This window comes from Pantoea sp. GM_Pan_3, from assembly GCF_026541045.1.
GTDB classification, from domain to species: domain Bacteria; phylum Pseudomonadota; class Gammaproteobacteria; order Enterobacterales; family Enterobacteriaceae; genus Pantoea; species Pantoea anthophila.
The window spans coordinates 72,213-89,979 of the sequence record NZ_JALNVA010000003.1; the positions used below are offsets into that span (position 1 = coordinate 72,213).

At 59.1% G+C, this 17,767-nt stretch carries 17 protein-coding genes; 4 read left to right on the forward strand and 13 right to left on the reverse strand.

Going from position 1 to position 17,767, the window contains the following annotated elements; all coding sequences use genetic code 11:
- Positions 1 to 2: 2 nt before the first annotated feature.
- The 6 genes from OXR04_RS10800 to OXR04_RS10825 form a co-directional block, all read right to left on the reverse strand.
- A complete protein-coding gene (locus OXR04_RS10800; protein ID WP_267370078.1) occupies positions 3 to 1,142 on the reverse strand; it encodes a glycerate kinase in 1,140 nt (379 codons plus the stop codon).
- Positions 1,143 to 1,217: 75 nt separating this feature from the next.
- Positions 1,218 to 2,102 (reverse strand): 2-hydroxy-3-oxopropionate reductase, encoded by an 885-nt coding sequence (garR, locus tag OXR04_RS10805; RefSeq protein ID WP_140029479.1) that lies wholly within the window; start codon positions 2,100 to 2,102, stop codon positions 1,218 to 1,220.
- Between the two features lie 18 nt (positions 2,103 to 2,120).
- Positions 2,121 to 2,891: a 2-dehydro-3-deoxyglucarate aldolase gene (gene garL / locus OXR04_RS10810; protein ID WP_267370077.1), complete on the reverse strand. Its 771-nt coding sequence runs from the start codon at positions 2,889 to 2,891 to the stop codon at positions 2,121 to 2,123.
- Between the two features lie 42 nt (positions 2,892 to 2,933).
- A complete protein-coding gene (gene gudD, locus OXR04_RS10815; RefSeq protein WP_009086980.1) occupies positions 2,934 to 4,265 on the reverse strand; it encodes a glucarate dehydratase in 1,332 nt (443 codons plus the stop codon).
- Positions 4,266 to 4,275: 10 nt separating this feature from the next.
- The gene (locus OXR04_RS10820; protein ID WP_267370076.1) at positions 4,276 to 5,622 is read right to left on the reverse strand and encodes an enolase C-terminal domain-like protein; all 1,347 of its coding nucleotides are present in this window, start codon (positions 5,620 to 5,622) and stop codon (positions 4,276 to 4,278) included.
- Positions 5,619 to 6,980, reverse strand: a complete 1,362-nt coding sequence (locus tag OXR04_RS10825; protein ID WP_009086984.1) for an MFS transporter — start codon at positions 6,978 to 6,980, stop codon at positions 5,619 to 5,621. Before OXR04_RS10825 ends, OXR04_RS10820 begins: the two co-directional genes overlap by 4 nt.
- A gap of 505 nt (positions 6,981 to 7,485) precedes the next feature.
- On the opposite strand from OXR04_RS10825, the gene garD reads away from it, so the two are divergent.
- Complete coding sequence (gene garD / locus OXR04_RS10830) at positions 7,486 to 9,045, forward strand: galactarate dehydratase (RefSeq protein WP_046102464.1); 1,560 nt, start codon at positions 7,486 to 7,488, stop codon at positions 9,043 to 9,045.
- A 55-nt stretch (positions 9,046 to 9,100) separates the two neighbouring features.
- Here the strand turns inward: garD and OXR04_RS10835 are convergent, their stop codons facing one another.
- From OXR04_RS10835 to syd, 4 genes are all read right to left on the reverse strand, one after another.
- Positions 9,101 to 9,547: a flavodoxin gene (locus tag OXR04_RS10835; protein ID WP_046102465.1), complete on the reverse strand. Its 447-nt coding sequence runs from the start codon at positions 9,545 to 9,547 to the stop codon at positions 9,101 to 9,103.
- A gap of 12 nt (positions 9,548 to 9,559) precedes the next feature.
- A complete protein-coding gene (truC, locus tag OXR04_RS10840; protein ID WP_267370075.1) occupies positions 9,560 to 10,339 on the reverse strand; it encodes a tRNA pseudouridine(65) synthase TruC in 780 nt (259 codons plus the stop codon).
- Entirely contained in the window at positions 10,339 to 10,668 is a 330-nt protein-coding gene (locus OXR04_RS10845) for a YqcC family protein (protein WP_267370074.1), read from the reverse strand. The genes truC and OXR04_RS10845 overlap by 1 nt, the downstream gene beginning before the upstream one ends.
- A 587-nt stretch (positions 10,669 to 11,255) precedes the next feature.
- A complete protein-coding gene (syd, locus tag OXR04_RS10850; protein ID WP_267370073.1) occupies positions 11,256 to 11,804 on the reverse strand; it encodes a SecY-interacting protein in 549 nt (182 codons plus the stop codon).
- A gap of 62 nt (positions 11,805 to 11,866) precedes the next feature.
- Here syd and queF point away from each other — a divergent pair, with 62 nt between their 5' ends.
- The 3 genes from queF to xni all read left to right on the forward strand — a co-directional run bounded on the left by queF (position 11,867) and on the right by xni (position 15,037).
- On the forward strand, positions 11,867 to 12,712 hold the full coding sequence (gene queF, locus OXR04_RS10855) for an NADPH-dependent 7-cyano-7-deazaguanine reductase QueF (RefSeq protein WP_009086996.1): 846 nt from the start codon (positions 11,867 to 11,869) through the stop codon (positions 12,710 to 12,712).
- 169 nt (positions 12,713 to 12,881) lie between these two features.
- Positions 12,882 to 14,246, forward strand: a complete 1,365-nt coding sequence (gene ppnN / locus OXR04_RS10860) for a nucleotide 5'-monophosphate nucleosidase PpnN (protein WP_009086997.1) — start codon at positions 12,882 to 12,884, stop codon at positions 14,244 to 14,246.
- A 35-nt stretch (positions 14,247 to 14,281) separates the two neighbouring features.
- On the forward strand, positions 14,282 to 15,037 hold the full coding sequence (gene xni / locus OXR04_RS10865; protein ID WP_009086998.1) for a flap endonuclease Xni: 756 nt from the start codon (positions 14,282 to 14,284) through the stop codon (positions 15,035 to 15,037).
- Between the two features lie 24 nt (positions 15,038 to 15,061).
- Here xni and rlmM read toward each other — a convergent pair whose 3' ends face one another.
- From rlmM to OXR04_RS10880, 3 genes are read right to left on the reverse strand one after another with little or no spacing between them, the layout of a single operon-like run.
- Positions 15,062 to 16,162: a 23S rRNA (cytidine(2498)-2'-O)-methyltransferase RlmM gene (rlmM, locus tag OXR04_RS10870; RefSeq protein ID WP_267370072.1), complete on the reverse strand. Its 1,101-nt coding sequence runs from the start codon at positions 16,160 to 16,162 to the stop codon at positions 15,062 to 15,064.
- Positions 16,155 to 16,550, reverse strand: a complete 396-nt coding sequence (locus OXR04_RS10875) for a DUF423 domain-containing protein (protein WP_009087000.1) — start codon at positions 16,548 to 16,550, stop codon at positions 16,155 to 16,157. The genes rlmM and OXR04_RS10875 overlap by 8 nt, the downstream gene beginning before the upstream one ends.
- A 50-nt stretch (positions 16,551 to 16,600) precedes the next feature.
- Positions 16,601 to 17,518: a transcriptional regulator GcvA gene (locus OXR04_RS10880; protein WP_046102471.1), complete on the reverse strand. Its 918-nt coding sequence runs from the start codon at positions 17,516 to 17,518 to the stop codon at positions 16,601 to 16,603.
- Between the last annotated feature and the right edge of the window lie 249 nt (positions 17,519 to 17,767).

The following is a 17,767-nucleotide window of genomic DNA, read 5'->3' on the forward strand; positions in this document are numbered from 1 at the left end:
GATCAGTGAAAGCCGGCCAGCTTTAGCGTGGCGGCGACGTTACGCGCCGTCATCGTTACATTTTTGCCGGCCGTGGCGAGCGCCTCATCCAGCGTGCAGATGCTGTAGAGCACGCTGAACACCGCATCGATACCATGCTGATGCACTACCCCCACATCCGCCGTCAGGCTGCCGGCGATGCCTATCACCGGCTTGTTGAAGCGCTTTGCCACGCTGGCGACCCCCACCGGCACCTTGCCATTGATACTCTGGCTGTCGATGCGGCCTTCCCCGGTGATCACGAGGTCGGCATCTTTTACCTGCTCTGCCAGCCCCAGCGCCTCCGTGACAATTTCGATGCCACGCCGCAGTTCTGCCTGGCAAAAGGCGTGTAGCGCCGCCCCCATGCCGCCCGCCGCACCGCCGCCGGGGATATGCAGCACGTCGATATCGAGGTCGCGCTGAATAATCGCGGCGTAATGGGTCAGCGCCTTATCGAGCTGCTGCACCAGTGCCGGTGTCGCCCCTTTCTGCGGACCGAAAACAGCCGAAGCGCCCTCCTTTCCGGTCAGCGGATTAGTGACGTCACACGCCACTTCAATGCGGCACTGCCGAAGCCGGGCATCCAGTGCATCAATCTCAATGGTGGCGAGGTCAGGCAGCGACCCGCCGCCGTAACCAATCTGCTGGCCGCGATCATCCAGCAGCCGGGCGCCCAGCGCCTGCATCATCCCGGCGCCGCCATCGTTGGTCGCACTACCGCCAATGCCAATAATGATGTGGCCGACCCCTTTATCCAGCGCATGCCGGATCAGCTCGCCGGTGCCGAACGAGGTGGTGATCAGCGGATCGCGCTGGGCGGCGGGCACCCGCTCCAGTCCGCTGGCCGCCGCCATTTCGATATAGGCGGTGGACGCATCGCCGGAGAGGCCATAGAAAGCCTCGACCTGTGTGCCCAGTGGCCCGGTCACCTTCAGCCTGACGATGTTTCCTTTCGTCGCCGCGACCATCGCTTCTACCGTTCCTTCGCCGCCGTCGGCGACCGGTATTTTCACGTAGTGGGCATCGGGAAAGATGTCACGGAATCCCGCTTCAATCGCCGATGCCACCTCCAGGGCGGATAAACTCTCTTTATATGAATCCGGTGCGATTACGATTTTCATAGGCAATCCGAGCACAGTTGAGTCATTGAAACGGCGCTGAACCCGGCCGGTTTCCGCGGAGACCGGCACCGGGATTTAGCGGGCGATTTCAACCTTCGCTAACTTCTCATAATAGCAGGCCAGCGCACTGTGGTCGGACGTTCCCTGGCCATCATTACGCAGCGCCTGCATCATCTCCATCACCGCCGCCGTCAGCGGCAGATGCGCGCCCAGCGTGTGCGAGGTATCCAGGGCGTTCGCCAGATCCTTGATATGCAGGTCGATGCGGAAGCCCGGTCTGAAGTTGCGATCCATCACCATCGGCGCTTTCGCCTCCAGCACCGTGCTGCCCGCCAGGCCGCCACGAATCGCCTGGAACACCAGCTCCGGACTGACCCCCGCTTTGGTCGCCAGCGACAGGGCTTCGGACATCGCCGCGATGTTCAGCGCCACAATCACCTGATTGGCCAGCTTGGTGACGTTGCCCGCGCCGATATCACCGGTGTGCACTACCGATCCCGCCATCGCCTTCATGATGTCGTAACAGCGATCAAACACCGCTTTCTCTCCGCCGGCCATGACGGAAAGCGTGCCTTCAATCGCTTTCGGCTCCCCGCCGCTGACCGGGGCGTCCAGCATGCTGATCCCTTTCTCTGCCAGCGCATCGTGCACTTCCCGGCTCGCCAGCGGCGCAATCGAGCTCATGTCGATCACCACCAGGCCCGGCTTCGCGCCTTCGATAATGCCGCCCTCTCCCAGACAGACCGCTTTCACCTGCGGCGAGTTGGGCACCATGGTAATGACCACCTCGCACTGCTCAGCCACCTCTTTCGGCGAAGTTGCCACGGTCGCGCCCAGTTCAGCCAGTTCAGCTTCATTGCTGGCGTGGTGATCCCGCACCACCAGTGAGTAGCCCGCTTTCAGCAGATTTTTGCTCATGGGTTTACCCATGATGCCCAGGCCAATAAATCCAATCTTCATTGCATGTCTCCTTGCTGCTTAGCGCTTGAATTTGTCGCACAACGCCTGGGTGGCGCTGCGGAATATCCCGAGATCGCTGCCGACCGCCACAAAGGTGGCTCCCCACTCCAGATAACGACGGGCGTCCGCCTCCACCGGGGCCAGTATGCCCGCCGGCTTCCCGGCCGCTCTGGCACGGTCAAAAATGTGTTTAATCACGTCCAGCACCTCCGGGTGGGCGGGCTGGCCGAGGTAGCCCAGCGCCGCAGAGAGATCGCCCGGCCCGACAAAGATGCCGTCCACGCCGTCGACCGCGGCTATGGCGTCGATGTGGTCAACCGCCTGCCGGGTTTCGATCTGCACCAGCACGGTGATGTTGTCATTGATGCTCTGGTTATAATCCGGCAGGGTGCCGTACATGTTGCTGCGATGGGAGACCGACACGCCGCGAATACCGGCGGGCGGATAGCGGGTTGAGGCGACCGCGCGCCGCGCCTCCTCTTCTGTCTCAACAAAGGGCACGAGGAAGTTGTTAAACCCGATATCCAGCAGGCGCTTGATGATCACCGGCTCGTTGCAGGGCGGTCGTACGACCGGCGCACTGTGGCTCCCTTTCAGCGCCATCAGCTGTGGCACAAACGTGGTGATATCGTTGGGCGCATGCTCCCCATCCAGCACCAGCCAGTCAAAACCGGCCAGCCCCAGGATTTCGGTAGAGATCGGACTGGCCAGCGCGCACCAGCTGCCAATCAGGGTTTCACCCGCTAACAGGCGACGACGAAATCCGTTGGGCCAGGCTGCATTACTCATGGTTGAACTCCTGTAACGACGGCTCCGCGTGAGCCAGAAAGATTAACGAACCAGGCACGGACGTTTGTTATCGAAAGTCCAGCCTGGCACCAGGAACTGCATCGCTTCGGCATCATCACGCGCGCCCAGCCCCTGCTTCTGATAGAGCGCGTGGGCCTGCATCACCTGATCCATATCCAGCTCGATACCGAGACCGGGCTTCTGCGGCACCTGCACCATGCCGCCTTTGATCAGGAACGGCTCTCTGGTGAGACGCTGATTCCCCTCCTGCCAGATCCAGTGGGTATCGATGGCGGTGATCGCGCCCGGTGCGGCCGCGGCAACGTGGGTAAACATCGCCAGCGAAATGTCGAAGTGATTATTGGAGTGGGAGCCCCAGGTCAGGCCGAAGTCGTGGCACATCTGTGCGACCCGCACCGAACCCTGCATCGTCCAGAAATGGGGGTCGGCCAGCGGAATGTCGACTGACTGCAGCGACAGGGTATGTCCCATCTGTCGCCAGTCGGTGGCGATCATATTGGTAGCGGTAGGCATGCCGGTCGCGCGGCGGAACTCCGCCATCACTTCCCGCCCGGAGTAGCCCTGCTCCGCGCCACAGGGATCTTCTGCGTAGGCCAGCACGCCCTTGAGCTGTTTGCCGAGCAGAATCGCCTCATTGAGCGACCAGGCTCCATTGGGATCGAGGGTAATACGCGCCGTGGGAAAGCGTTTTGCCAGCGCCGTCACCGCTTCGGCCTCTTCGCCGCCGCGCAGCACGCCGCCTTTGAGTTTGAAGTCGTTGAAGCCATATTTCTCATAGGCGGCTTCCGCCAGGCGCACCACGGCCTCGGGGGTGAGCGCCTCTTCATGACGCAGGCGATACCAGTCGCACGGATCGTCCGGCTGGCTCTGATATGGCAGGGCGGTTTTTCTGCGGTCGCCGATATAGAAGAGGTAGCCGAGCATCTCCACGCGGTCGCGCTGTTGCCCGTCACCCAGCAGCGAGGCGACGTTAACGCCCAAGTGCTGACCCAGCAGATCCAGCAGCGCTGCCTCAATGCCGGTGACCACATGGATTGTGGTGCGCAGATCAAAGGTCTGGTTGCCGCGACCGGCCGCATCCCGATCGGCAAAGGTCGTGCGCACCAGGCTGAGGGTATTTTTATATTCGCCCAGCGTTTTGCCGACCACCAGCGAGGCGGCATCTTCCAGCGTCTGACGAATTTTCTCCCCGCCGGGGATTTCACCGACGCCGGTATGTCCGGCGTTATCTTTGATAATGACAATGTTGCGGGTGAAGAATGGCGAGTGCGCGCCGCTGAGATTCAGCAGCATGCTGTCGTAGCCGGCAACCGGGATCACCTGCATGGCGGTCACTTTGGGTGTTGAACTCATCTCCTGCTCCTTATGCTGTTGCACGGCCAAATGCCGGGCGCTTGCGATCAAATGTCCAGCCGGGGATCAGATACTGCATCGCCGTGGCGTCGTTGCGTGCACCGGCGGGCAGTGACTGATAGAGCTGACTGGCTTTGTGCACCTGGTCCCAGTCGAGCTCGATCCCCAGGCCCGGCGCATCCGGCACGGCAATCTTTCCGTTGCGGATTTGCAGCGGGTTTTTCGTCAGGCGCTGATCGCCCTCCTGCCAGATCCAGTGGGTGTCAATCGCGGTCGGGTTACCAGGCGCGGCCGCACCGACATGGGTGAACATCGCCAGCGAAATATCGAAGTGATTATTGGAATGGCAGCCCCACGTCAGGCCCCACTCATCGCACAGCTGGGCGACCCGCACGGCCCCGCTCAGCGTCCAGAAGTGCGGGTCCGCCAGCGGGATGTCGACCGCGTTAACCATCACCGCGTGGTTCATCTCCCGCCAGTTGGTCGCGATCATATTGGTGGCGACCGGCAGGCCGGTCGCGCGCCGGAACTCGGCCATTACTTCACGTCCCGAATAGCCCTGCTCTGCCCCGCAGGGGTCTTCGGCGTAGCTCAGCACATCCTGCATCCCCTTACAGAGGGCGATGGCCTCATCCAGCCGCCATGCCCCGTTGGGGTCCACCGTGATGCGCGCGCCGGGAAAACGCTGCTTCAGCGCCACCGCCGTGGCGATCTCCTGCTCGCCCGGCAGCACGCCCCCTTTAAGTTTGAAATCTTTAAAGCCATAGCGATCCGCCGCCGCCTCCGCCAGCCGCACTACCGCTTCGCTGGTGAGCGCCTCCTGATGACGCAGGTGATACCAGTCGTGGCTGGCCTGCTCGCCACTCTGATAGGGCAGATCGGTTTTGCGGCGGTCACCGAGATAGAAGAGATAGCCCAGCACCGTGACTTCATCCCGCTGTTTGCCCGGCCCCAGCAGTTCCGCCACCGGCACGCCCAGACACTGTCCCAGCAGGTCGAGCAGCGCCGCTTCCAGCGCGGCCACGGCGTTGACCCGCAGCTCAAAGGTCCAGGCACCGTTGCCAAAGGTGGTGAAGTCAGCCGACGCATTCCCTTTGTGCACCTGCTGCACCAGACGATTCATGCGGGCAATCTGCTGGCCTTCGACCTGCGGAATGGCGGCCATCAGGGTCTGGTAGATGGTGTCGCCGCCGGGCGCTTCACCCACGCCGGTGTGTCCGGCGCTGTCGGTGAGCACCACGATATTGCGGGTAAAACAGGCGTTGTGCGCGCCGCCAATGTTGAGCAGCATACTGTCGTAACCGGCGACCGGGATAACCTGCATCGCCGTAATCACAGGTGAACTTTGCGTCGTCATGAGGCGTCCTTAACCGGCCGGGTTTTCAGTTCAACACGTTTGATATCACCGGCGATCACCAGGAAGCTGAAGGCGGCGACGAAGGCATGGATACCGACATAGATCAGCGCACCCTCAAAGGAGCCGCTGGTGGCAATGATGTAGCCGATGGCGATAGGCGTCACGATGCCGGAGAAGTTGCCGAACATGTTGAACAGGCCGCCGCTCAGGCCACTGATCTCTTTGGGGGCGGTATCCGCCATCACCGCCCATCCCAGTGCGCCGATCCCTTTACCGAAGAACGCCAGCGCCATGAAGAAGACCACCAGCCACTCGGTTTCGGTGTAGTTACACATCACCATCGAGATAGAGAGCAACATGCCGAGCACAATCGGCGTTTTACGTGCAATATTCAGCGAGCCGGTTTTGCGCATCAGCCAGTCGGAGATCACCCCACCCAGCACCCCGCCGAGGAAGCCACACACCGCGGGTACCGAAGCAATAAAGCCCGCTTTGAGAATCGACATGCCGCGCGCCTGCACCAGATAGACCGGAAACCAGGTGATAAAAAAGTAGGTTAAGGCGTTAACACAATACTGGCCGAGGTAGATGCCGAGCATCATGCGGGAGGTCAGCAGCTGTTTGATCTGGAACCACTTTTCGCTCCAGCTCACCCTGCGGCTCTCCTTTTTGACATCCATATTGATCAGCGCCCCGCCCTGCTCCATGTAGGCCAGTTCGGCTTTGTTTACGCCGGGGTGATCGGTGGGATCGTGGATCACTTTCAGCCAGATGAAGCTCAGGATGATCCCCAGCCCGCCCATGAACCAGAAGACGTGTGCCCAGCCCACTTCCGACACCAGCCAGCCCATGATGGGCGCAAAGATCACCGTGGCGAAATATTGCGCTGAATTGAAGATCGCCACCGCGGTGCCACGCTCCTGCGCCGGAAACCAGGCGGCCACGATGCGGCTGTTGCCAGGGAAAGAGGGGGCTTCCGCCAGCCCCACCAGGAAGCGCAGCAGAAAGAGTGACACGATGATGCCGAAGCCGCTGAAGATATCGACAAAGCCCTGCAGCAGGGTAAACAGCGACCAGGTAAAAATACTCCAGAAGTAGACGCGCTTTGAGCCAAAACGATCGAGCAGCCAGCCGCCTGGGATCTGACCAATCACGTACGCCCATGAGAAAGCAGAGAAGATGTAGCCCAGTCCGACCGAATCGAGGCCGATATCTTTGGACATCGCCGAACCGGCTATCGAAATGGTGGCGCGGTCGCCGTAGTTGAATGAGGTGACGATGAATAACATCACCACAATCCAGTAACGGGCGTTGGTGCGCTTCTGCACCGCTTCCGCAGTCTGGCTGAAACTATTCATGATGCACTCCTGAAATATAGCGTGAGCTACATTCGCTCTGACTGCATACACATCGCGTTGGGTATCAGAGAGAAGTTGGGTTAAACACGGCGATCTCTTTGGTTCAGGACGGGCCAATACGTCGTGACAGATAACCTGACTTTGGCTAACGGCGCTCAGTATAAAAACAGCCTGTGGCGAGCACATTGGCGTATCGCCCTGGAATAACGGCCGTTATGAAGTGATTGTCTGGCGGATGCACGAAACCCTGCGGCATGGCTCACGAAAGCGGCAAATAGCGCCGCCGAAACCGTGCCGGGTCGCCCTTTCCCCTCCGCTTTGTGAGGCGTTTCACTTGCTTCTGGAGAATCGACCCAAAACAGCGCGGCAGATCGGCGTAATAGTGGTCAGTTGCACAATGTGTGGCCTGCTTCCCCTCTTTATACTGAAGCTGGCTAATACACCGCAGGTAACAGGTCAGATTATGCGAACCGGACAAGCCGGTGCGCCCGACAGGAGATAGGCGATGAACCCCACAACAGATGAACAGCCGCTCTGCATCAGAGTCCATGAGCATGACAACGTGGCGATTGTGGTCAACACGCTGGGTCTGCCCGCTGGCACGCAGTTTGCGGATGGCCTGACGCTGACGGAACATGTGCCGCAGGGGCATAAAGTCGCGCTGCAGGCGATTCACCAGGGAGGGGCGATCGTGCGTTATGGCGAAGTGATCGGTTATGCCGTGCGGGATATAGCCTGCGGCAGCTGGATCGATGAGTCACTGGTGGCGCTGCCGGAGGCGCCGCCGCTGGCGAGCCTGCCGTTAGCCACCCAGGTCCCGCCCGACCTGCCGCCGCTGGAAGGCTACACCTTTGAGGGCTACCGCAATGCGGATGGCAGCGTGGGTACCCGTAACCTGCTCGGCATCACCACCAGCGTCCACTGTGTGGCGGGTGTGGTGGATCATGTGGTGCAGATCATTGAACGGGAGTTACTGCCGCGCTATCCGAATGTGGATGGCGTGGTCGCGCTGAATCACCTCTACGGCTGCGGCGTGGCAATCAACGCCCCCGCAGCGGTGGTGCCGATTCGCACGATTCACAACCTGGCGCTGAATGCGAATTTCGGCGGTGAAGTGATGGTCATCAGCCTCGGCTGCGAAAAGTTACAGCCGGAGCGTCTGCTGACCGGCACCCCCGACGTGCAGGCGATTTCGCTGGATGATGATGACATCGTGCGTTTGCAGGATGAAAAGCTGGTGGGGTTTGGTGCGATGGTAAAGGCGATTCTGCAGGTGGCAGAGCGTCATCTTCAGCGGCTGAATCAGCGTCAGCGCGAAACCTGTCCCGCCTCGGAACTGATTGTCGGCATGCAGTGCGGCGGCAGCGATGCGTTTTCCGGCGTGACGGCGAATCCGGCTGTGGGGTTCGCCTCGGATCTGCTGGTGCGCTGCGGGGCCACCGTGATGTTTTCTGAGGTCACGGAGGTGCGGGATGCCATTCACCTGCTGACCCCGCGGGTCATTAATGAGGAGGTCGGAAGGCGTTTACTTGAAGAGATGGCCTGGTATGACAATTACCTCGACCAGGGCAACACCGACCGCAGCGCCAATCCGTCACCGGGCAATAAAAAAGGGGGACTGGCGAACGTGGTGGAGAAAGCGCTCGGCTCCATCGCCAAATCGGGACGCAGCGCCATTGTGGAAGTGCTGTCCCCCGGTCAGCGCCCCACCCGCCGCGGACTGATCTACGCGGCAACGCCCGCCAGCGATTTTGTCTGCGGCACCCAGCAGCTCGCCTCCGGCATTACGCTGCAGGTCTTCACCACCGGTCGCGGCACCCCGTACGGGCTGGCGGCCATTCCGGTCATCAAGATGGCAACCCGTAACGCGCTGGCCGAGCGCTGGCACGATCTGATGGATATCAATGCCGGCACGATTGCCACCGGAGAAGAGAGTATTGAGCAGGTCGGCTGGCGGCTGTTTGCGTTGATTCTCGATATCGCCAGTGGCAGGAAGCAGACCTGGTCCGATCGCTGGGGCATCCGTAATCAGCTGGCGGTCTTTAATCCGGCACCGGTGACGTGAGCCGTGCCCGGCGTCTCCCTGCCGTCGGCTGGCAGAGAGAGCCCGGGCGAGGCGATCAGAGCAGCGCACCCCAGGCATCGACCCAGGGCGAGGTCACCGCTTCCGGTTCTGGATTTTCGGTGGCATCCACCAGCAGCACCTCACCGACCCGCTGTGCGCCCTGCTCCTGCAGCAGCGCATCAAAGGCTTTGCCCGCGCCACAGAAGTGGTCGTAACTGCTGTCGCCCAGCGCAATGACGCCATAGCGCAGCGCGGGCTGGTGCCCCAGCTGATCCTTTATCGCGTGGAACAGACCGGAAATGGTGTCAGGAAAATCGCCCTGACCGGTGGTTGAGGTGACGATTAGCGCCACATCGCCTGCAAAGGCCTGCCAGTCCGCCAGCGTCGGGTCATCAAACAGGGTCACGCTGTGCCCCTGCTGCTGCAGAATCGGCTCGGCCTCTTCCGCCACCAGCAGCGCATTGCCATAAACCGTCCCCACAAAAATGCCAATCTTTGCCATCTGATCTCTCCCTTATTCTGAAACGTTATCCTGTCCTGGCGCGGCGTCAAACTCAACCCGCGGCACCTCAGGAATGCAATCCTGCCAGCCAAACTGCGTCATCAGCGTCTGCCAGACGCTATCCAGCCCGGCGCGCAGCACCAGTGGCTCGCCGGTCACCGGGTGGGTCAGGGCCAGGCTGCTGGCGTGCAGCATCAGCCGGTCAGCGCCAAAATGTTGCGCGGCGCCTCGGTTCTGACGCAGGTCGCCATGCGCCGAATCGCCAATAATCGGATGACGCAGGTGGGACATATGACGGCGCAGCTGATGTTTGCGACCGGTTTTAGGTGAGAGCTCAACCAGACTGTAGCGCGAGGTGGGGTAACGGCTGATGGCGACCGGCATCTCGACCGTGGCCAGCGACTGATAGTCGGTGACCGCGGGCTGCGCGGCGCGTGCTTCAGTGACGTGCTTGTCCGCGATTTTGTCCCGCTCTTCAACCAGCGGATAGTCCAGCGTCCCGCTGCTCTCCAGCCAGCCACGCACCACGGCGTGATAGGTTTTCTGCATCTGATGCTGTTCAAACTGCTGAGAAAGCTGGCGGCCAACCTCACTCGATAGCCCCATCAGCAGCACCCCGGAGGTCGGCTTGTCCAGACGATGGGCGGTAAAGACATGCTGGCCGATCTGATCCCGCACGGTCTGCATCACAAACACGGTTTCATGCCGATCCAGCCAGCTGCGATGCACCAGCCAGCCGCTGGGCTTGTTGACCGCAACCAGCCACGCATCCTGATAGAGTATCTCCAGCATCAGTGGGCCGCATCCCTGAGCAACGCATCCAGCTGACGCAGCGTGAGTAGCAGCGGCGCAATGCCGGGCTGGTCAGGCACCAGCGCAACCTCATAATAGGGCGCGACGGCAAAGTTTTGCGGCAGCGGATGGCCGGCCGCCATCAGGGCGTGCATCCGCGGAATCAGCACCCACTGGAGCCATTGCAGCGGCTCAAGCGTATCGAGGCAGAAGGGTTCACGACTCTCCAGCGCCTCCACGGCAGGCGGCGTGCTCTGCCAGAGCTGGTACTCACGCATCACCGCTTCCAGCTGCTCCAGCCGCTGCGTAATAAATTGTTCAGGCGTCATGCGCCACCTCCGGCTAGCCGTCAAAAAATGGGCGGCAAGCATATCACTTGTTGGCACAGGCACAAAAAAAGGAGCACTGTATAAACAGTGCTCCCGGTTCGTTTGCAGCCATCCTGCTACGTTAATGCTCCCTGCTCTTCCGTGACAACTTGTCCAGTGCGAACTCCTGTCGCGCATCGTCCTGATGATTCCTAAGCATCCTGGCCCGCCACCTCGTCCGAGGGGCTCCCGTTCTCCATCCTGGAGGTGTCCCTGACTCAATCCTGAGCGATCCTGTTTCATCCTGAAACCTTCCGTGTGCCGTAAGCTCCGTTACGTTCCTGCCTCATGGCTTATCATCATCCTGACGATATCTTTTTCCTGAGCATCCTGCAGTGGGAAATATTTTGACAGAACTCGTTACGCGCACAAGTGACTTACAGCTGAACTTTACAAAATGTGCGGCACAAATTCAGATAATCGCCATTAAGTTGATGATTCACAATATTTTTACATTGCAGCCTTCCGGATGGCTCAGATTTTATATAGCGATCTCTCACACCACATGTAAGAGATCTCTCACAAGCGAGGCGGCAAATCACTGCAATTCAGATGATAACCGGTTGTAATGACTTAAGAAACATCTCAAGATTTTCCGCAATAATCTGGCGCTGTTTACGGCCAGGCTGTTCCAGAATCACCTCGCCAGTCAGGTTAGAGATGGAGACGATCTCCTCGTCTGACGCCGTCGTGGCGATAAACAGCGTCGGTGACTGTCGGAGGCGGCGCTGCATAACCAGATGCCCAATCAGGTTCTCCTGAAGCCGCAGGAAATCCTCTTCACTCCACACCTGCAACAGCGTCAGCTGATTCTCACCATGACGCGCCGACATGTCGCCGGCAAACTGCGTGGTATAGAAGGCAGTGACTGACGGCTGCAACTGCAGATCCACGGCCCGCTCGACTCCATCCAGTGTCGGCGGCAGACTAAAAGGCTGCGGCTGCCAGATGACCTGCTCCTCGCGCTCCTCCAGCGCGCAGGGCGACGCGACGCCAGCGAGATCGCGGCTGGCCGGAGCATGACCCCTCTGCGCCAGCCAGTGCTGGCAGTAACGGGTGGTAAAGTCGCGCAACGCGGCGGCAGTTTGCTGCATCATTCATATTCTCACTTCTGATGGGTTACACTTAGCCACTTTGATGAATTCTGGTGGTAACCGCAATGACTACACACGAACAGGATCAGGCACTCAGCAACCTGACGCTGGGCAAGCCCACAGCCTATCACGATCGCTATGACAATGGCTTATTGCAGGCGGTGCCGCGCAGCCTGAACCGCGAACCTCTTGGCCTGTTTCCTGAAAGTCTGCCGTTTACCGGCGGCGATATCTGGACGCTGTATGAGCTCTCCTGGCTGAACAGCAAGGGGCTGCCGCAGGTTGCCGTGGGTGAAGTGGTGCTGGATGCGCATAGCCGCAACCTCATCGAGTCGAAAAGCTTCAAGCTCTATCTCAACAGTTTCAACCAGACCCGCTTTGCCGACTGGGGTGAGGTGCGTCAGACGCTGGAGCGCGATCTCCGCGCCTGTGCTGAAGGTGATGTGCGGGTGGCGCTGTTCCGTCTGAATGAAATCGAAGGACAGCCGATCGGCCATTTTGAGGGGACCTGCATTGATGAGCAGGATATCGCCATCGAGGATTATCGCTTCAACGCTGACTATCTGGCCGATGCCGCAGGCAGCGAAATCGTGGAAGAGACGCTGGTCAGCCATCTGCTCAAATCAAACTGCCTGATTACCCATCAGCCCGACTGGGGCTCGGTGATGATCCGCTACAAAGGCCCGCGCATTCACCGCGAAGCGCTGCTGCGTTATCTGGTCTCCTTCCGCCAGCACAACGAATTTCATGAACAGTGTGTCGAACGCATCTTTAACGATGTGATGCGGTTCTGCCACCCGGAAGCGCTGACGGTCTATGCGCGTTACACGCGGCGCGGCGGGCTGGATATCAACCCATGGCGCACGAATGTGCCCTTCTCGCCCGGTTTTTCGCGTCTGGTGCGTCAGTAGTTTGCGAGAGCTCTCGCAGGCTGCATGAAGGAAGCGCAGTTCCGCTTGAGCTGGGCGGGCCGACAAGGCTACTCTGGTGATGGCGGCAATCTGCGGGTTGCCGACCAGGGATTTTCGTCACTGCCGTTGCAGTGCCAACACGCACCCAGGCGGGTGTAAAGGAGTTCATTTGATTACCCATATCAGCCCCCTTGGCTCAATGGATCTGCTCTCGCAGCTGGAAGTCGATATGCTCAAGCGCACCGCCAGCAGCGACCTCTATCAGCTGTTCCGCAATTGCTCTCTGGCCGTGCTTAACTCTGGCAGCCAGACTGACAGCAGCCACGAACTGCTCTCCCGCTTTGAAAACTTCGACATCAACGTGCTGCGCCGTGAGCGTGGCGTCAAACTGGAGCTGATCAACCCACCGGAAGAGGCCTTTGTGGATGGCCGCATCATCCGGTCCCTGCAGGCGAACCTGTTTGCGGTACTGCGCGATATCCTGTTTGTCAGCGGCCAGCTCGCCATGCCGGGGCGCTTAACCGCGGGTGAAGAGAATGACTCCGCCACGATCACCAACACCGTTTTCTCCATTCTGCGTAATGCACGGGCACTGCACATCGGTGAGTACCCTAACACCGTGGTCTGCTGGGGCGGTCACTCCATTAACGCGGTTGAATATCAGTATTGCCGCAATGTCGGCACACAGCTGGGCCTGCGTGAGCTGAATATCTGTACCGGCTGCGGACCCGGCGTCATGGAAGCCCCGATGAAAGGGGCCGCCGTCGGCCATGCGCAGCAGCGCTACCGTGACAGCCGCTTTATTGGCCTCACCGAGCCCTCAATTATTGCGGCTGAACCGCCTAACCCGCTGGTCAATGAGCTGATCATCATGCCGGACATTGAGAAGCGTCTGGAAGCCTTTGTGCGTATTGCCCACGGCATTATCATTTTCCCGGGCGGGGTCGGCACCGCCGAAGAGCTGCTCTACCTGCTGGGCATTCTGATGAACCCGCAGAACAAGGACCAGGTGCTGCCGCTGATCCTGACCGGACCGGAAGAGAGTGCCGACTACTTCCGCGTGCTGGATGATTTCATTGTTAACACGCTGGGCGAGCAGGCGCGTAAGCATTATCAGATCATCATCAACGATGCAGCCGAAGTGGCGCGTCTGATGAAGAAAGCGATGCCGCAGGTCAAAGAGAATCGTCGCGAAACCGGCGATGCGTATAGTTTCAACTGGTCCATCCGCATCGAGCCCGATCTGCAGATCCCTTTCCTGCCGACCCATGAAAACATGGCGAACCTCAATCTATACACCAACCAGCCTCCTGAAAAGCTGGCTGCTGACCTGCGCCGGGCCTTCTCAGGCATCGTAGCCGGTAACGTGAAAGAGATCGGGATCCGCGAAATCCGTGAGAAGGGACGTTACCGGCTGCATGGCGATGCCGACATCATGCACCGCATGGACGAGCTGCTGCAGGGCTTCGTTGCTCAGCAGCGTATGAAACTGCCCGGCACCGCCTACATCCCCTGCTACGAAATCATTAAATAAACCAGGAGGCAGCCCGTCGGGCTGCCCGGACTCTCATGGCTCTTCATCTTGTTATTGTTGATGCGCTGAACCTGATACGCCGTCTCCATGCGGTTCAGGGCTCCCCCTGTGTCGAAGGCTGCGTCGCCGCGCTGCGTCAGGTCTTAGGCCACACCCGCCCGACGCACGCCGTGGCCGTATTTGATGGCGACGCGCGTCATCAGGGCTGGCGTCATCAGCTGTTAGCTGATTACAAAAGCGGGCGTCCGCCGATGCCTGAGGATTTGCAGGCGGAGATGCCGGCGCTGCAGGAAGCCTTTCGTGCCGCCGGGGTAAGCTGCTGGATGGCGGGCGAGGATGAGGCAGATGATCTGGCGGCGACGCTGGCGGTCAAAATGGCCCAGGCCGGCCATCAGGCCACTATTGTCTCCACGGATAAAGGCTACTGCCAGTTGCTGGCTCCGGAAATCCGCATCCGCGATTACTTCCAGAAGCGCTGGCTCGACCAGCCCTTTATCGACGCCGAATTTGGCGTTCCCCCGCAGCGGTTGCCCGACTTCTGGGGATTGTGCGGGATCAGCAGCAGTAAGATCCCGGGTATCAGCGGTATCGGCCCGAAAAGCGCGAAACAGCTGCTCGCAGAGTTTCACACGCTGGAGGGGATCTATCAGCAGCTCGATAAGGTGCCGGCTAAATGGCGGGAAAAGCTCGCGGAAGGACAGCAGATGGCTGAAATCAGCCGTCAGGTCGCGACGCTGAAACGGGATCTGCTGCTGGCAGGGAATCTGAACACGCTGCGTTATCGTGGCTGAGTGCCGCAACACTCAGCCCAACGATTAACGTTCGTCGCGACGCCCCCCTGTGGCGGCCCAGATGCGACGGACGTGCACCGTCACCTCTTCGCGATCGTGATAGAGCTGACGCGCCTGGATCTGAGCGTTGATGCCGTTCTCATTCAGCCTCTCCTGAAGCATCGCCAGATTCTGCGTTACCTCTTCATAACGCTTTTTCATCGGCAACTTGAGGTTGAAGATCGCTTCACGACACCAGCCGTTGACCAGCCAGTCAGCCATCAGATTTGCCACGCGAACCGGTTTCTCCACCATGTCACACACCAGCCAGCTGATATTGGTGCGTGGCGGACGGAACTTAAAACCGTCCGCTTTTTCGTGCATCACCTGACCGGTTTCCATCAGGCTCGGGGCCATCGGACCGTTGTCGACCGCGTAAACCATCATGCTGCGTCTGACCAGCTGATAGGTCCAGCCGCCCGGACAGGCACCCAGATCGACCGCGTACATGCCGCTGGCTAAGCGCTCATCCCACTCATCGGCCGGAATAAAGACGTGAAACGCCTCTTCCAGCTTCAGGGTGGAGCGGCTTGGCGCATCCGATGGAAACTTAAGGCGCGGAATCCCCATGTAAAACGGCGAGCTGTTTTCCCGCAGGGAATAGCCGACATAACAGGTGCCTGGCGCGATGAAAAAGACATGCACCACCGGCCGTTTCGGGCTCTCGTAGTTGAGCAGGATCTTACTTTCACGCAGGGCCGCGCGCAGCGGCACGGTAAACTTACGGCAGAATTTGGTCAGCTCTTTGGCTTCGTTGGTGTCCGGCACTTCAACACGCAGTTCGCCGCCCTTCTCAACAACACCGGTCAGCATACCGACAATCGGCGTAATGCGATCCTCCTGCGGCAGGTCGCGCAGCAGTTCGCCCACGACCAGCATCTGCCGGGTAAAGATCAGCTCCTGAAACGGCAGTTCCCGCACCAGACGCTCAGCATCTTCAAACTGATAGCACTCAAAGAGCACATAGCCGGCATCCTCTTTAACCCGCGGAAAACCGTAGACTTCACGTTCTGCCGCTTTGGCGCTGATTTCCGCCGCGCACTCTTTTTCAAAACCGGGACGACAATAGAGTAAAACTTTATTCATGGCGTTCTGCCTTTCGTTTAAGACGCAGCGCGCCAATCAACATCAATACCCAACCGGCGAGGAAACAGATTCCGCCCACGGGGGTGATAAAAACCCAAAACTTCAGATGCGACAGCGCCAGACAATAGAGGCTGCCGCTGAACAGCACGGTGCCGAGCGCCATCAGCGCACTGCTCCAGTAAAACCAGATATTGGCACGGCGCAACATCGCCGCCCCCAGGCCCATCACCGCGAGCGTATGATAAGCCTGATATTCCAGCCCGGTATGAATCCAGGCCATTTCAGCCGCGCCCAGCGACTGACGTAAAACGTGGGCACCAAATGCGCCAAAAGCCACCAGCAGAAAACCGCTGATAGCCGCAAAAACAAACATGGCACGACTGGACATTAACCGATCCTCAGGGTGCTTTTGCATCGTAATGCAAACAAATCAAGATGTTATTGTTGGTAACGAAAGCGGAATTTTTCTTGTTCGGTTGCGGCTTTTGCCAGGATCCACTGTCGGAAGGCCGCTATTTTACCCAGTTCTGCCTGACTGTCATGACAAACCAGATAAAAAGCATTTTTACTGACTAAGACATCATTAAACGGACAGATTAACCGCCCCGCTTCGATTTCGCTCTGCGCCATGACATTATTTGCCAGCGCCACGCCCTGACCATGAATCGCCGCCTGCAGCACCATGGCGCTGTGGCTGAAGATCGGCCCCTGCTGCACGTTAATATGCTGCAGGCCGAGCTGCCGGATATAGGATTGCCAGTCACGGCGGGAGGCGTCATGCAGCAGCGTAAAGCGCGACAGGTCCATCGGCGTTTTCAGCGGATTATCGCCGGTCATCAGCGACGGTGAACAGACCGGCAGCAGATATTCGGCATAGAGTTTTTCCACCCGCAGCCCCGGCCAGTTACCGCGTCCGTAAAAGATCGCCACGTCAACATCGTCGGCCAGTTTCTCTTCGTCGCGGTCTACGGCCTGGATGCGCACATCGATCCCCGGATAAGCCATATTAAAGCTGGAGAGACGGGGAACCAGCCACTGAATGGCAAAGCTCGGCAGTAAACTGACGGTCAGCGCCCCCTTGGCGCTGCGCGCCTGCAGCTTGCGGGTCGCTTCGTTTATCGCCGAGAAGATCTCTTTGATATCGAGGTAGTAGCTTTGTCCTTCTTCCGTCAGTAATAACGAACGATTCCTCCGTCTGAACAGCTTTAACCCGAGAAAATCTTCCAGAGACTTTATCTGATGGCTTACAGCTGCCTGGGTGACAAACAGCTCTTCAGCGGCTTTGGTAAAGCTAAGATGACGCGCAGCCGCGTCAAAAACACGCAGTGCGTTGAGAGGAGGAAGGCGTTTCGACATGGTTTTCCGTATCCGGATCGGCGAAAAATACGCGGGCTTATACAAAGCGTTTACGTATTAGAATTTTTAATCCGAGGCATTATAATTTGTCCGTTGAGGAACCACCAGCAAATACCTATAGTTGCCGCACTTCCTGAGCCGGAACGAAAAGTTTTTAGATTTGTGAGTGAGTTCGCAGATTTTCTGAAAGCTTTTGGCTTGTGGTCGTGATGTTGTGTTTGCAATTTTTTGATCCGACGATTGCGGATC

Coding starts and splice junctions, on each gene's coding strand:
- OXR04_RS10800 (WP_267370078.1), bottom strand. CDS start 1,142: ATGAAAATCGTAATCGCACCGGATTCATATAAAGAGAGTTTATCCGCC.
- garR (WP_140029479.1), bottom strand. CDS start 2,102: ATGAAGATTGGATTTATTGGCCTGGGCATCATGGGTAAACCCATGAGC.
- garL (WP_267370077.1), bottom strand. CDS start 2,891: ATGAGTAATGCAGCCTGGCCCAACGGATTTCGTCGTCGCCTGTTAGCG.
- gudD (WP_009086980.1), bottom strand. CDS start 4,265: ATGAGTTCAACACCCAAAGTGACCGCCATGCAGGTGATCCCGGTTGCC.
- OXR04_RS10820 (WP_267370076.1), bottom strand. CDS start 5,622: ATGACGACGCAAAGTTCACCTGTGATTACGGCGATGCAGGTTATCCCG.
- OXR04_RS10825 (WP_009086984.1), bottom strand. CDS start 6,980: ATGAATAGTTTCAGCCAGACTGCGGAAGCGGTGCAGAAGCGCACCAAC.
- garD (WP_046102464.1), top strand. CDS start 7,486: ATGAACCCCACAACAGATGAACAGCCGCTCTGCATCAGAGTCCATGAG.
- OXR04_RS10835 (WP_046102465.1), bottom strand. CDS start 9,547: ATGGCAAAGATTGGCATTTTTGTGGGGACGGTTTATGGCAATGCGCTG.
- truC (WP_267370075.1), bottom strand. CDS start 10,339: ATGCTGGAGATACTCTATCAGGATGCGTGGCTGGTTGCGGTCAACAAG.
- OXR04_RS10845 (WP_267370074.1), bottom strand. CDS start 10,668: ATGACGCCTGAACAATTTATTACGCAGCGGCTGGAGCAGCTGGAAGCG.
- syd (WP_267370073.1), bottom strand. CDS start 11,804: ATGATGCAGCAAACTGCCGCCGCGTTGCGCGACTTTACCACCCGTTAC.
- queF (WP_009086996.1), top strand. CDS start 11,867: ATGACTACACACGAACAGGATCAGGCACTCAGCAACCTGACGCTGGGC.
- xni (WP_009086998.1), top strand. CDS start 14,282: ATGGCTCTTCATCTTGTTATTGTTGATGCGCTGAACCTGATACGCCGT.
- rlmM (WP_267370072.1), bottom strand. CDS start 16,162: ATGAATAAAGTTTTACTCTATTGTCGTCCCGGTTTTGAAAAAGAGTGC.
- OXR04_RS10875 (WP_009087000.1), bottom strand. CDS start 16,550: ATGTCCAGTCGTGCCATGTTTGTTTTTGCGGCTATCAGCGGTTTTCTG.
- OXR04_RS10880 (WP_046102471.1), bottom strand. CDS start 17,518: ATGTCGAAACGCCTTCCTCCTCTCAACGCACTGCGTGTTTTTGACGCG.